Source organism: Ralstonia sp. 25mfcol4.1, assembly GCF_900104095.1.
Lineage (GTDB): Bacteria > Pseudomonadota > Gammaproteobacteria > Burkholderiales > Burkholderiaceae > Cupriavidus.
Map to the genome: position 1 here is coordinate 1 of NZ_FNJO01000006.1, position 13,773 is coordinate 13,773.

At 60.4% G+C, this 13,773-nt stretch carries 12 protein-coding genes and 1 pseudogene; 6 read left to right on the forward strand and 7 right to left on the reverse strand.

Annotated features, from left to right (window positions below):
- The 5 genes from arsC to BLQ58_RS12180 form a co-directional block, all read right to left on the reverse strand.
- Nucleotides 1-405 (reverse strand): arsenate reductase (glutaredoxin) (gene arsC, locus BLQ58_RS12160; RefSeq protein ID WP_092598733.1); only part of this gene is annotated, 405 nt, incomplete at its 3' end.
- Between the two features lie 8 nt (nt 406-413).
- A complete protein-coding gene (gene arsB, locus BLQ58_RS12165) occupies nt 414-1,478 on the reverse strand; it encodes an ACR3 family arsenite efflux transporter (RefSeq protein ID WP_029051500.1) in 1,065 nt (354 codons plus the stop codon).
- Nucleotides 1,475-1,987 (reverse strand): arsenate reductase ArsC, encoded by a 513-nt coding sequence (locus BLQ58_RS12170; protein WP_029051501.1) that lies wholly within the window; start codon nt 1,985-1,987, stop codon nt 1,475-1,477. Before BLQ58_RS12170 ends, arsB begins: the two co-directional genes overlap by 4 nt.
- An 87-nt stretch (nt 1,988-2,074) precedes the next feature.
- Entirely contained in the window at nt 2,075-2,563 is a 489-nt protein-coding gene (locus BLQ58_RS12175) for an ArsI/CadI family heavy metal resistance metalloenzyme (RefSeq protein ID WP_029051502.1), read from the reverse strand.
- Between the two features lie 3 nt (nt 2,564-2,566).
- Complete coding sequence (locus BLQ58_RS12180; RefSeq protein ID WP_029051503.1) at nt 2,567-2,896, reverse strand: ArsR/SmtB family transcription factor; 330 nt, start codon at nt 2,894-2,896, stop codon at nt 2,567-2,569.
- A gap of 165 nt (nt 2,897-3,061) precedes the next feature.
- Here BLQ58_RS12180 and BLQ58_RS12185 point away from each other — a divergent pair.
- Both BLQ58_RS12185 and BLQ58_RS12190 read left to right on the forward strand, forming a co-directional pair.
- Nucleotides 3,062-3,703: pseudogene (locus BLQ58_RS12185) on the forward strand (transglutaminase family protein); the annotation flags it as partial.
- 639 nt (nt 3,704-4,342) lie between these two features.
- Entirely contained in the window at nt 4,343-4,627 is a 285-nt protein-coding gene (locus BLQ58_RS12190) for a hypothetical protein (RefSeq protein WP_049815953.1), read from the forward strand.
- A gap of 39 nt (nt 4,628-4,666) precedes the next feature.
- Here the strand turns inward: BLQ58_RS12190 and BLQ58_RS12195 are convergent, their stop codons facing one another.
- Nucleotides 4,667-7,102 carry a CheR family methyltransferase gene (locus BLQ58_RS12195; protein ID WP_092598736.1) on the reverse strand — a complete coding sequence of 812 codons (2,436 nt, stop codon included), beginning with the start codon at nt 7,100-7,102 and terminating at the stop codon, nt 4,667-4,669.
- Between the two features lie 203 nt (nt 7,103-7,305).
- Here BLQ58_RS12195 and BLQ58_RS12200 point away from each other — a divergent pair, with 203 nt between their 5' ends.
- Both BLQ58_RS12200 and BLQ58_RS12205 read left to right on the forward strand, forming a co-directional pair.
- Entirely contained in the window at nt 7,306-8,151 is an 846-nt protein-coding gene (locus BLQ58_RS12200; protein ID WP_029051461.1) for a DUF3626 domain-containing protein, read from the forward strand.
- A gap of 255 nt (nt 8,152-8,406) precedes the next feature.
- Entirely contained in the window at nt 8,407-8,838 is a 432-nt protein-coding gene (locus BLQ58_RS12205; RefSeq protein WP_029051460.1) for a GNAT family N-acetyltransferase, read from the forward strand.
- 529 nt (nt 8,839-9,367) lie between these two features.
- Here BLQ58_RS12205 and BLQ58_RS12210 read toward each other — a convergent pair.
- The gene (locus BLQ58_RS12210; protein WP_029051459.1) at nt 9,368-10,777 is read right to left on the reverse strand and encodes a DUF2252 domain-containing protein; all 1,410 of its coding nucleotides are present in this window, start codon (nt 10,775-10,777) and stop codon (nt 9,368-9,370) included.
- A 405-nt stretch (nt 10,778-11,182) separates the two neighbouring features.
- Between BLQ58_RS12210 and BLQ58_RS12215 the strand changes: the two genes are divergently transcribed.
- Both BLQ58_RS12215 and BLQ58_RS28790 read left to right on the forward strand, forming a co-directional pair.
- Entirely contained in the window at nt 11,183-13,153 is a 1,971-nt protein-coding gene (locus BLQ58_RS12215) for an alkyl/aryl-sulfatase (protein ID WP_254775917.1), read from the forward strand.
- Nucleotides 13,150-13,743, forward strand: coding sequence for a hypothetical protein (locus tag BLQ58_RS28790; protein WP_139186099.1), 594 nt, complete (start codon nt 13,150-13,152; stop codon nt 13,741-13,743). The genes BLQ58_RS12215 and BLQ58_RS28790 overlap by 4 nt, the downstream gene beginning before the upstream one ends.
- Nucleotides 13,744-13,773: the final 30 nt, after the last annotated feature.

The following is a 13,773-nucleotide window of genomic DNA, read 5'->3' on the forward strand; positions in this document are numbered from 1 at the left end:
TTGCGCGTCGATGACGGCCTCGCCGTCTTCCTTGGTGAAGGCGCCTTGCTGCGGCGCCGGCAGGATGTCCAGCACGAGTTCCGACGGCCGGCATAGCCGCACGCCTAACTCGGTGACGACGAATGGCCGGTTGATCAGGATCGGATGGGCCAGCATGGCATCGAGCAACTGGTCGTCGGTGAGTGCTGGATCACCAAGGCCAAGCTCGGCATAGGGCGTACCCTTCTCGCGGATCGCTTCGCGCACAGTGAGCCCGGCATCGCGGATCATCGCCTGCAAGGTCTGCCGGTCGGGTGGCGTGTTCACGTACTGGATGACGGTGGGCTCGATGCCCGCATTGCGGATCATGGCCAGCGTGTTGCGCGACGTACCGCACGCCGGGTTGTGATAGATGGTGACGGTCATGGGGTATCTCAGTGCGATTCGTACCAGTGCTGTGAGCGGTTGACCACGCCCACGACGAACAGCATCACGGGGACTTCGATCAGCACGCCGACGACGGTGGCGAGCGCCGCGCCGGATTGGAAGCCGAACAGGCTGATGGCGGTGGCCACGGCCAGTTCGAAGAAGTTGCTGGCGCCGATCAGGGCGGATGGGCCGGCCACGCAATGGGCCACGCCGAGCTTGCGGTTGAGCAGATAGGCCAGGCCGGAGTTCAGCAAGACCTGAATCAGGATCGGTACGGCCAGCAGCAGGATGATCAATGGCTGTTCGACGATGGCATTGCCCTGGAAGCCAAACAGCAGCACCAGCGTCGCGAGCAGGGCGGTGATCGAGTAGGGACCCAGCGCGCAAACTACACGCTTGTAGGTGGCTTCGCCCCGTGCCAGAAGTGCCTTGCGGATGACCTGTGCGATCAGCACCGGCACCACAATGTAGAGGGCCACCGAGGTGATTAGCGTATCCCAGGGCACCGTGATCGACGACAGACCCAGCAGCAGCGCGACGACGGGCGCGAAGGCGACGACCATGATCGCGTCGTTGAGCGCGACCTGCGACAGCGTGAAGTACGGATCGCCCTTGCAGAGCTGGGACCAGACAAACACCATCGCCGTGCAGGGTGCCGCCGCCAGCAGGATCAGGCCAGCGATATAGCTGTCGAGTTGATCCACTGGCAGCCAGCCAGCGAACAGGTGTCGGATGAAGATCCAGCCCAGCAGCGCCATGGAGAACGGCTTGACCAGCCAGTTCACAAAGAGCGTCACGCCGATGCCGCGCCAGTGTCCCGCGACCTGGCCCATGGCACCGAAATCGATCTTGATCAGCATCGGGATGATCATGATCCAGATCAGCACGCCGACCGGCAGGTTCACCTGTGCGACCTCCATGGCGCCAATGGCCTGAAAGACCGGTGGCAGCCATTGACCGAGCAGGATGCCCGCCACGATGCAGAGCGCCACCCAGACGGTCAGGTAGCGCTCGAAGAAGCCAATGGCGCTGGGTTGTGCCGCTGCGGCGGACCGTTGCGCCGTGCTCATTGCCCGGCCTCCACAGGCTGCTCGCCGATGGCGCGCATCTCCTTCTGGATGGCGTTATGGTCCAGCACGTGCAGCGGCAGGTTCACGAACTGGCTGACGCGATTGAGGATCTGACGGAAGACCTGGTCGAACACCTTGCGCTTCTCGTCATCGGAGCCCTGGATGGCGGCGGGGTCCATGAAGCCCCCTTGTGCCGTGATGGGCGTGCCGGGCCAGATCGGGCAGATCTCGCCCGCGGCCTGGTCGCAGACGGTGATGACGAAGTCCATCCTGGGTGCGTCGGGCAGGGCGAACTCATCCCAGTTCTTGCTGCGCAGGCCAGAGGTGTCGTAGCCGATCGACTGGCAGCGCTCGATGGCAAAGGGATTGACCGTGCCAGAGGGATGGCTGCCGGCGCTGTAGGCGTGAAAGCGTCCCTTGCCGAGCACATTGAACAGCGCTTCGGCCATGACGCTGCGGGCGGAATTGCCGGTGCACAGCACCAGCACGTTGAAAGTCTTGTCGGACATGGTGGTTGTTGGGCGATTGAGCGACGTTGGGGCGAGCGGGTGCCTCCTCGCGCGAGGTCCCGATGCGGGAGGCGGGTCAGGGAGTGCTCAGCAGCAGCCGGATTCCGGCGTGCAGCAGGCGGTCTTGGCGGTTGGCTTCGGCGTGGCGCTCAATTGGACCGGCACGCAGCACGCGGCGGCCTCGGCGCTCCGCTCCCGTGACTCACCATAGGTCGGCGCGCCACCAAGCGTGTGAAACGATTCCCAAGCGATCCCCGTTGGGTCCACTGACCAGTGCTTGTTCGAGGTCGCGTAGCAGCAGTTCGTCTCGGACTGGGACTGCAGGGGCAGGTCGGCGCTGGCGAGGCGCGTCTGCGTCTCGGCCAGCTCCGCGTCGGTCTCTACCTGGATGCCGAGATGGTCGACGCCGAGCTTCTCCGTGCGATTGGAGATCGCGAAGTTCACGCGCGGGTCGTCGAGCGCCCACTTGGCGTAGTCGTCCCGGACGACAGTGGGTTCGGCAGCGAACAGGGCCGAGTAGTAGCGGATGCTGGCCGGCAGGTCGGCCACGCTGACGTGGACGTGGAAGCGCTTCATGGTTCAGGACTCCGTGGCGACGGAACAAGAGGACACCGGCGAACACGGATTGCCACCACAGCAGTTCTCCGTGAGATAGCCGAGCAGGGCATTCATGGTCTCGAAGCGTGCCATGTAGATGATCGACCGGCCCTCCTGGCGGCTGGCCAGCAGACCGGCGCGGTGTAATTCCTTGAGGTGGAATGACAGCGAGGAGGCCGGCATCTCCATCAGTTCGGCAATGCGGCCAGCCGGCAGGCCTTCGGGGCCGGCCTGCACGAGCAGGCGGAACACAGCCAGACGGACGGCGTGGGCGAGCGCGGCAAGCGCTTCCAGGGCGTTATCGGTTTCCATGATTCGACTATAGTCGAATCATAAAAGCGTTGCAAGCGTACTGTTGTGACGGTCGGCCTCAGCAGGTGGCTCAGCCGGGTCAATATACGGCGTCTAGTTAGCGAGGTACGTGAGACAGCGAGCAACGTGTCCTGAGTAAAGAACAAGGGCCGCTTGGGAACTCGGTATGAGGCAGTGGTGGAGATCGAGCATTGGCTCGATGATGGCGAAACGCTATCGCAGGTCGCGGTCGCCGACCTGCCTTTCGAAGTGCTGCCCTACCTGGCCCCGAGCCGTTATTGCGAATCTGACCGCATGATGGAATTTGCGATGCGCGAGTTTGGCAGCATGCGGCAGGGCTACCCGCGCGTGTATGCGATACGGGAGTGGGTGCGCAACCATGTGCGCTTTCTTTCACGGTCGACCAACGAGGGGACGTCGGCGATCGATACGCTCATGGAGCGTACGGGGGTGTGCCGGGATTTCGCTCATTTGATGATCGCCATCTGTCGCGCGCTGAGCATCCAGGCCCGTATTTCCAGCAGCCTGGACTATGGCGCGGATCCGGCGATGGGGCCACCCGATTTCCATGCGGTGCTCGAGGTGTATCTCTCGAACGGCTGGTATTTGCTTGATCCGTCGGGGATGTCCATTCCGACCGGACTGCTGCGCATCGGCACCGGCCGGGATGCCGCCGATGTTCCCTTTGCCGCGATATTCGGCAAGGTCGGGTCGGAGCGGCCCTACATCGAAATCGAGGCTCTGACCGATTCTGCCGCCGGCATTGGCATGCCGCTCGCCACAACACGCGCCATCTCGACCTGGTGATCCGCGCTCAGTTGCTGGCCGCCTTCCATGATCTCGGTTTCCATTGCAGCGTTCCATTCTTCGGTTCCATGGCTTCATCGACGAACGCCGCTGGGATGCGTTCCAGCGGGATCTGCCATGGCTCAGGCGTAGTCTTTCTGACAGAGCGTGGGGCCTCCAGATCAGCGCCAAGAAGCCTGCAGCAGGCCCAGCAGCAGGTCGATGGCGAGACGGCCTCGCTGAACACCTGCGTGTTCGGCGCAACCATGCGACTCATAGGGGGTGCCTGAATGAAGCGGCCCCCAAACGCGCGTGCCGTGCTGCACCTCATCGACGCATACCTCATAGCCCCAGCCAGTACTGAACTTCACGGGATCGGAGTCCTCAAGAAATACCTTTACGGACAGTACTAGCCCGCGATAGCTATGCGCGGTCGTGTCTGCTGGATCGGCCAAGAGCTACGCCCCGGTGAAGTTGATCAATGCGGCGGTTAGCCCGTGTCGCAAGAGTTTGCGAGAGACTGTCATGCTGAACGGGAACATCGTCGAGGGATGTAGGCCGTTGTCCTACGTCGTCTAGGGTGCGTCCAGGCCCAAAAATAGATGCTGGCCGTCGCGGACAATCAGCGTAGAGTGGGAGACTTCTCCTTGGGAGCATGGCATGGACACTTATCCGGCAGCAAACAGCAAAGGCTTCAACATTTACCCGCTAGTCTACAAATACGATCCGCCGCGTGAATGGCATGAACGAAGGCCGGACCGTAGCTACAGCGCCTCCGTAGTGATCTGTCGGGAGGGTATCGCGCCGACAGCCGACAGCGGGCGAGTCTTTCAAGTACCGGATGCACAGTGGGCCGATTTGGGTGTGGCCAAGCGCGCAGCGGTCCAGCACGGGACGGACATCATCGAAGGATTGGTCAGCGGCGAATCGCTGGCGGGTATCTGACACGGGGATGCCGCCTGCCATGCGTACCTTACTCTGGGTCTAGGCTCCTCGCTTGTCTAGCGCCTCTGAGCCCATATGAGCGCCGATATCGGCGAACGTAATTGCCACACCGGCGATCGCGGCTGTCTCTGAGAGGTACGGAAATGTCTTGCGCAGAAAGCTTCGGCCCTTGTCGTCGCGTGTGACGGCTTCGCGCGCTTCGCCGGTGCGGACCACATGCTGGATGTCGGTATAGAAGTGAGGGTCGCGGAATATCGGCACGAGGTCAGCGATTTTCCTCCCGGTATCGGCCTGCCTTAGTGGAAACACGTCGCGCATCGTCGGCGTGAACCACTGAAGTCTCAGTTCCAGATCAAGAAAAAGAGCCATGACCTGGCCGGAAAGCAACACGCGGCTTTGCATCGCGAGCCGCTCGATGTTTCTCGTCAGGTCGCGGTTGACATCGTTGAGATCCTCGTTGCTTTGTTTGAGCTGTTCGTTGGACGCCTTGAGTTCTTCGTTGAGGGCCTGCAATTCCTCGCGCGACGCTTCCAGCTCCTCGCGGGACGTGCGCGCTTCGTCTTTCCAATTGACGCTGGCACCCACAGCAAGGTCGTCTTGTAAAAGGTTGGAGTCGCCCGCGCCCAGTGCGTCGGAACAGTCTTGCTCCGGTATGAACGACACCAGAATACGGTCCCATGCACCTCCACCCAAGGTTTGGAGCGGGGTAAGTCGCATGCTTAGCTGAGTGTCCTTTGCAAGGGCGGCCGTCAGGTTTGTCAACGTGAGCGGGTCGTGCGATTCCTGCACTTGGCGGATGCCGTATTGGAGTTGTGACACCCATTCCCGTGGGACGAGATCCGTGAGGTTGAGGGAGGGCTCCCCGGCGGGCAGTGTCAAGATACCCTTCGTGCTACCGTATGTCCTTAGCACGTCGCCCCTGTGGTCGATCAGTGCCGACGGAACGTCGAATTGCTCATGGGCGACGCGAAGCGCAGCCGCTGTCCGTGCTGTGCTACTCGGAGCAGTGGATACGGGGTCGCGTCGGACACCTGGCATTGGGCCGACTTTGCGATAGATATTCCATTGTACGGAGACCGCTTCGAATCCTTGGGCGTTAGAAGGCAGTGCTTCACTCCTGCCTAGAAAAAGAACGCCGCCAGTGCGCAACGCGCCGTGAAGACGGAACAAGACTTCCTCGACTGTCGCTCGCTCGAGATAGATGAACAGGTTGCGGCAGGTGACCAGGTCGAGTTCCGCAAACGGCGGGTCCGAGAGTAGATCCTGCGGCACGAACACCAATTTTTCGCGCAGGAACCGTTTCACGCGAAAGAACGCGTCGACCTGGTAAAGGTACCGGCTCTGGCGCGTGGGCGAAAGCCCCGTCAGGGCCTCACTTCGGAACACGCCGCGACTCGCCTTTGCGACGAGCTCCGGCGCAGCGTCTGTAGCAAAGATCTGGAAGTCTGGAGGGGTGGCCAATTCGTGCGCGATTTCGTCGAGGAGCATCGCTATGGAGTACGCCTCCTCGCCCGTCGCGCATGCCGGCGTCCATACCCTTACCGTGCGAGCGGTTCCGGCCGCGGCGACCAGCGGTCTGAGCACATCGTTGCCCAGGATCTCCCAGGCATCGCTGTCACGGAAGAATTCGGTAACATGGATGGGGATGCCTCGCACCAGTGCCTCCAGTTCGACCGGATCATCCTCGAGAAGCAGGGCATAGTCGTCGAACGACCAGACCTTTCGCATATCCATACGTTGTTGGACGCGCCAAAGCAGCGGCGAAGGCTTGTATCCGCTCAAGTTGAATCCCGCCCGCTGTCCCACCAGTTCGATTATCCGGCCCAGCGTCTGCGACATGCCACCTGTCCAGTCGGCGGAGCCCGTAGGACGTACATAGGCTGGGTCGGCGCAGGCCACCAGTTGTCGACCCATCGCGCCGACAGGCAGGATATGGTCATGGATGCCGCGCTGGATGACGGCTTGAGGCATCGAGTCATGTAAGGCCGTGAGGGGGTCCTGTACGATGACGATGCCGCCAGCCTGACGGATGCGGACCGCACCTGCGGTTCCGTCCATGCCGGTACCTGACAGGATGACCGCTATGGAGCGCGGTTCCTCACGCAGCGCCAGACTTTCAAGGAATGCGTCAATCGTGTCGATGCCGGGCCGTCGACCGCCGCCTTGCGCCTGGCTTGTATGAAACCGGCCATTTTCAAGCGTCAGGATATGATCAGGCGCTGGGACGTACACCGTATTCGTTTCGGGTCGCATGCCGTCTGCGACAACCTGGACCGGCAGGTGGGTCCATCTCGCGATCAGATCCGGCAAACCACTGGGGCGGTCGCTGGGCAAATGCTGCAGCACGACGAGCGCAAACGGCAGCTTGGCAGGAAGTCCCTCAAAAAGCTTCTGCAGGGCGGTGATGCCACCGGCCGACGCTCCGACGGCAACGACGGGTACGTCGACGGGGCTTCTAGCTAACGACTTTTCCATTGTCATCTCCCACATAGCGGAGCATCAGCCGACTTCCGGTGGCACTTCTAGCGTAGCAACGCGAAAGCCACGCGCAAGGGCGACACCTCGTTTGGATACCCAAGTCCCCTTGTCGGCAAAACAAGTTACATGGTCGCGCTCTGGCCAGTCAATGTGCTGCCGGTAGAATTGGTCAAGTGTTTCCGTGAAACTTGCGCGCCACCATGTCATCCGCCCGAACTCCAGCCGCCCGTGCTTGGGCCTACGTTGCCGCGAGATCTGCAGGCCAGCCGGTTGATCCAGGCTGGCGCGTAACGCTGAACTTCCACCCGGATCGGATGTTTCGGGGGCGGCCCCTGCTGGCGGTGATGGCCGATGATGGCGTGTATCGATCTCAGTTCGAAACTGGTACCAGCAATGGCGGGCTGACCGCCTACCCCGGTGGCGATCGGTGGCACTGGGAAAGTCGGATCTTCGGACAGGCCTATGACACAACATCACCTTCCGAACGGCCGTGCTATGGCGCGCTGAATCTGGGTCATGCACCAGCCGGCGCTGCGCCACGCTTTGGATCGGCGCATCTGCGGCTTGCTTCCGGCGTGCTGGCTCGCACGACGTTTTGCTACCCGGATAGCGTCTACGAGCCGAGTCACTTCGGCGTGTTTGACCGTTTCGCCCTTGTCGAACTTCTGGCTGCCGCGGCGCGGCATGTTGATCCCCTTGACCTTTACATCGAGGCTCATGTTCATGGCGGGGTGCTAATCGCGCGCGACGTGGAGGCCATCGTACTCGACCCATCATTCCGCCATACGGAGATCGAGGCGCTTGCCCATGCATTGCCCTGTCGTGTCGAATGGCACGCCGGCTTTCGCGCAGGAGCCGATTTGCTGCGCCGACAGCAAGAGTACCGCGGCCCAGCCGTCGCGGAACTTGCTGCGATCCTGGCAGGCGCACACCTGCTGACGCCGGTGCGGATTGGCGAGGCCTTGCACCTCGGCCAACACGATCCGCAGATGCTCAAACAGGTGTGGCACTGTCTGGCCCGTTTTGGCAACTGCAAGCCCCGCTGAGTCATGCTCGCCGTTGTTCATACGGCCGCTCGACCTCGGTGCATTCCGCTCCCCCCATCCATGGCGGATATTTGAAGCGGGCTCGATGGATGACCGCTGCTTGCCAGGAATCGGTCGACGACCCGGCACCAGGCTACGGTTGTCTCTCGCCGACCCAAAGCGCTAACTCGTGCCGCTCAAGACCGGACATTTGACGGGAGCGATAATGTCCGGTTGTGTGCAAGAATGATACGTCTGTTCAAACTCGACTGATCCATGAATGCGAGTCTCCGCGCTGTTATCACCGTTCGACGGCTTTCACCAGTCGAATGGCCGCAAGCCTTCCCTGTTATCTCTCAGTTGCGCAAGCTGGACGAAGCGGAGTTTCTCCGACGAACCCTCAGGCAATCCTATTCGGGGTACGAGCTCGTCGGAGCATTCAGAGACGGCGCACTAATCGGCGTCCTGGGGATGCGACCGGTCCACACGTTGGCACGCGGGGCGTATCTGCACGTCGATGATCTAGTCGTCGTGGCCGAAGCGCGAGGCAGCGGTGCGGGGCACGCCCTGATGGACTACGCCGAAGCTGACGCTCGCGTACGCGATATGAGTGCCGTATTTCTCGATGCGAGGCCAGAAGCTGTTTCGTTCTATGAGAGTCGAAATTTCGAGCTTCATCCAGCACCGTCGATGAAGAAGACTGTCTAAAGTGCATCAGTCCATTGGTCGGCTAAAGCGAGAACTGTCCGATTGATACCGCGAGATCTGCTACACGTGAGTCCAGCAGACTGGAGCCGACCCATCTGAGTTGTTCAGTTTTGACTGCTCTAAAGACCGGTAGATTGCATATGGCGGTCTATCGGTCTATCGCCCGTTTCCTCGTGGCCCTTTGCGGTCGCCCAAGTCCTGCAAAGCCTCTGGCTTCCTGCGCAACTAATCCCCGGACACGTGCAACCATACGCGGACCGGCTTCAGAGGTCTCGCGCCGACCGAATTTCTTGGCTGGCTGACTGGCTTACCGGGATAAGTTGCCGCCGCATATGCCAGTGCGGCCGCTGCGTCTTCGAAGGGGCAAGCCTCACCGGTAGAACCATCCCTGTTGATCGGGGTTACGAACCACCGCCCGTTCAGTCTCGTAATTGCCAAGCGTGATACCTGTGTCATATGCAAGGAAAGCGCCGGTGCGCTCTGGTCAGTTCGTCAATATCTGAATCCGCCATTGCTACACCCAGGAAATTCATACCCGAAAATCCTGGGCCATCTCTTCATCACCACGGGCCTCGAGTCGGCCTGTTCGACATGCGGTCATGAACAGACCGTAGTCGGCTTCGTTTTGCTTGGCGTAGGCGAACGCATATTCAACCAGCGCATCGGCAAGACGCTCGCCGCTGCCGATATATGAGGAAATCTCAATGGCTTTACCGCCCGCCTTTGCATGTGCGCGGGCTAGCGCCCAGCCACACATGCGCGCATAGCCCTGAAGGACGGTATTGCTCATACGTTCCACTTCCGCTGAGACTTTCATGTCCCGCAACTGGCGGAAATAGAAGTGACGATTGGCCGGGCCGGTTGTCCACCCGAGAAACGAATCACTCGCGGCCTGGAGTAGGCGCTGTCCAGCAACGACGCGCTCCCCCTGATGTGAGGGGCCCGCTGCAGGAAAATAGGTAGCGATGACGGAGGGGCGGGCCTCTTTAACTTGCAGAAACAAAGGATTGCCATGGCAATCGACGAACAGCATGACAAGGCAGAACGTGCCTACGCTGCCAACACCGACCACTTTGAATGCGATGTCGTGAAGTTCATACTGCGATATCAGCGCACGGCGGTCAAACGGTAGTGTTTGCACGTAGGCGTCAAAGGCCTTCGCGAGCTTACCCTTCCATGCATCGGTGTCGGCCCATTTTTCACCACCAAGCAAGGAGTTTGGCCCGCCAGGGTGGAACAGTGCAGGAGGGGCGTCTTGGATGGTCCAACGGCCATCCTGCAAGGTCGCCATCTTGGCTAGAACGCTTTCGTTGGTCCGGCTTGTCGCTTTTTTGCTTGTTTTCGCAATCAACTCCCGGCCTTCATCGCTGACCGCACGTTCCATCATTCGATCGAAGGTGATGACTTCGTGCCAGAGGTCCAGTGAACTGGATTCCGAGTATTCGCGCATCCGGTCGCCGTACTCCTGTACTGCAGTCGATACACATTCGGCGATCGCTCCGCGGCCCGCGCCCATATGATCGCCAGCGATGGCGAAACTTGCCACGAGACGCTTCAAATCCCATTCCCAAGGGCCGGGAGCGACTTCGTCAAAGTCGTTCAGATCGAAGACGAGCTGTCGTTCCGGGGTCGCAAAGCCCCCAAAGTTAGATAAATGTGCATCCCCACAAATAGGAAGGACGATACCGGTGTTGACGGTGCCCGCGAGGTCGTGAGCCTGAATTATGGCGCTGCCTCGGAAGAATGTGAAAGGCGAAACGGACATCCGGCCGTAGCGGAGCGGCACCAACGCCTCAACCCGCCCAGCACTGTTCGCCTTCAGTAGTTCAATCGGATCGCGCTCGGTGTCGCCAATGTTTGCATGCTGAGAGCGTCTGACGTGCTGTCGTGCTTGGCGCCCGAATTCCTGCCGCGCGGAGGCATTTAGTGAAGCGGCCATTTGCATTACCTCTCATTTTTGCGCCAGAAGATCCAAGCGCCGCCTTGGCTATTGCGACCGATTCGTCACCAGAAGCAGCTCTCCGCGATACCGTATCCGTGCTGCTTTGGTCGGCGCAGCATAGGTCAGCTCTATGCTTACCGCGACGAGCCCATCGCGGAAGTGAAAAGTTTCGGTGGTTGATCTAACTACATTGAGTTCGATGCATCGCGCTTCTATCTGTCCCCGTGAAAACCCGAAGACTTGAACTGCTTTGGGCTCTGGTGCGGCACACCAAACGCTTGTCTGGATTGCGCCACTTTCCCCAAAACACTTAAGGCGGAAAGATAAAGATTTCACTTCTACAGCGTCCACCGTTGAGAGACGATCCGTTCACCTTGGGGAGACTCTTAACGGGGGATGACAATGAAGGCCGTACTCGTCTTGACTGGCGCGCTTGCCATGGCGTGGACATCATTGGGTTGGGCGCAAGCGCAGCCGATAGGAGGCAAGCCTGCAACGGCGGCCACAAAAGCAGCAAACGCGGCGGTCCTCAATGAACTGCCCTTCAATGACAAAGCGGATTTCGAAGACGCGCAGCGCGGTCTGGTTGCTAAGCCGGACAAGCTGACGATTCGCAATGCGAAGGGCGATGTCGTATGGGATCTCGAGGCGTACAAACAGTACATTAGCATCGACAAGCCCGCACCCGACACGGTCAATCCGAGCCTGTGGCGCAACGCGCAACTCACGATGCAGAATGGGTTGTTCAAGGTGTCGGACCGTATCTACCAGGTTCGCGGCTTCGATCTGTCCAACGTGACGTTTGTGCAGGGCAATACAGGTTGGATTGTTCTGGACCCGCTTATCTCGGAAGAGACGGCCAAGGCAGCCTACGATTTTGTGACGCAGCATCTGGGCTCAAAACCCGTGGTGGCCGTCGTATATAGCCATTCACACATCGACCATTACGGTGGCGTCCGGGGTGTAGTCAATGAGGCCGATGTGAAATCGGGCAAGGTCAAGATCTTCGCGCCAGAGGGCTTTACCGAGCATGCGGTGAGCGAGAACGTCATTGCCGGCAACGCCATGGGTCGTCGCGCCGTGTACATGTATGGTGCGCTGCTGCCTCGGAACGATCGTGGTGGGGTGAATGGCGGCCTGGGACAGACGGTCTCCACGGGTACGGCAGGGCTGATCGTTCCCACGGACATCATCAGCAAGACCGGTACCGAGGTGACTGTGGACGGTGTGAAAATGGTGTTCCAGATGACACCTGGCACCGAGGCGCCAGCCGAGATGAATACGTACTTCCCGCAGTTCAAAGGCATGTGGATGGCCGAGAACACGACCAACACGATGCACAACATCCTGACACTGCGCGGAGCCCAGGTGCGGGACGCACTGAAATGGTCCAGCTACCTGAACGAAACCATCGATACGTACGGCAAGGACGTCGATTTCAAGTTTCAGGCTCACCATTGGCCGATGTGGGGCAATGCCAAGATCATCGACTATTGGAAGAAGCAGCGCGATCTCTACAAATACACCCACGACCAGTCGGTCAACCTGATGAATAAAGGTTACACCGGGGAAGAGATCTCGGAAATGATCAAGCTGCCGCCCGAGCTCGATAAGTTCTGGCCGAACCGGGGTTATTACGGCACGCTGCGCCACAATTCGCGAGCGGTGTATCAGCGGTACATGGGCTGGTATGACGGCAATCCATCGGACCTGAACAACCTGCCACCCGAAATGGCCGCGAAGAAGTACGTGGAGTACATGGGCGGCGAAGCGGCCATCCTCAAGCGTGCCAAGGCGGATTTCGACAAGGGCGACTATCGCTGGACCGCGGAGGCGCTCAAGCAGGTGGTATTTGCCAATCCGAACAGCAAGGCTGGCAAGGATCTGCTTGCCGACTCCCTGGAGCAGCTCGGCTACCAGGCGGAAAGCGGGCCGTGGCGCTCCGTGTACCTCATGGGCGCATACGAGTTGCGCAATGGCGTGCCAAAGGCAGGCGGCACCGATGTGGCCAGTCCGGACACTATCAAGGCCATGCCGCCTGAAATGCTGTTCGACTACCTGTCGGTACGTCTGAATGGCCCGAAGGCCGCAGGCAAGAAGATCGCTCTGAACCTGGATTTCACCGATCTCAAGAAACAATATGGCCTGGCGGTCGAAAATGCCGTCCTGAACTACGGTAAGCCGTTGCCGCAGGCAGACGCCAAAATCACCTTGTCCAAGGCGACGCTCGATTCCATCCAGCTCAAGGAAACCACGATTGAGAACGCTATCGCAAAGGGCGACATGAAGGTGGAAGGGCGCCGTGAAGCACTTGGCGAGTTCCTCGGTCTGCTCGATTCCTTCCCGTTCTGGTTCAACATCGTGACGCCATGAAGACCAAACCGACTGTGCTAGCCGGTGTGCTCGTAGCGGGCGCGCTGGCCCTGGCCCCGGGCCTGGGAGCGGCTTGTGGGTCCGACTTTGTCCTCGGCGACGAAGTTGGGGCCGCCCATCCCGCATCGATCGGCGTCGCCTTTGCGATGAACGACGCGCTCTCGGGAGGCGCGCTCCCGCCTTCGGGAAATCTGACGGGTATGGAAGCCCGATTGCGAGCGGACGATGCGGCCCACATGCTGGAGCAGCGTCTGACGTCGGTCAAGTCAAAGCTGCCGCCTACCTCCCTGCTGCTTGTCGAAACGCGGCTTTGGACGCGATATGTCCCGGTCGGGCAACGCAAGGCTGACGTTCATGCCGACCACGATGCGGGCCCCGCCGAGGGAGACGTTGTAGTGGTCACGGGAGAGCAGGTGCTCAGAGGCCTGCTGGAAGGACGGATCTCCTGGCAGCAGGCAGTGGATAGTGGACTGGTCGTCGTGACGGGTGATCCGGCAAACCGGATGCGTGTGGCTTCGCTGCTTGCAGGTCGATTTGCGCAGCCAACCGGTGCTGCGCTTGCCAGCCACGAGCAACATGTTCGACGCTAGCCTGATCCTGAGGGCGAGCCGCAACAGGCG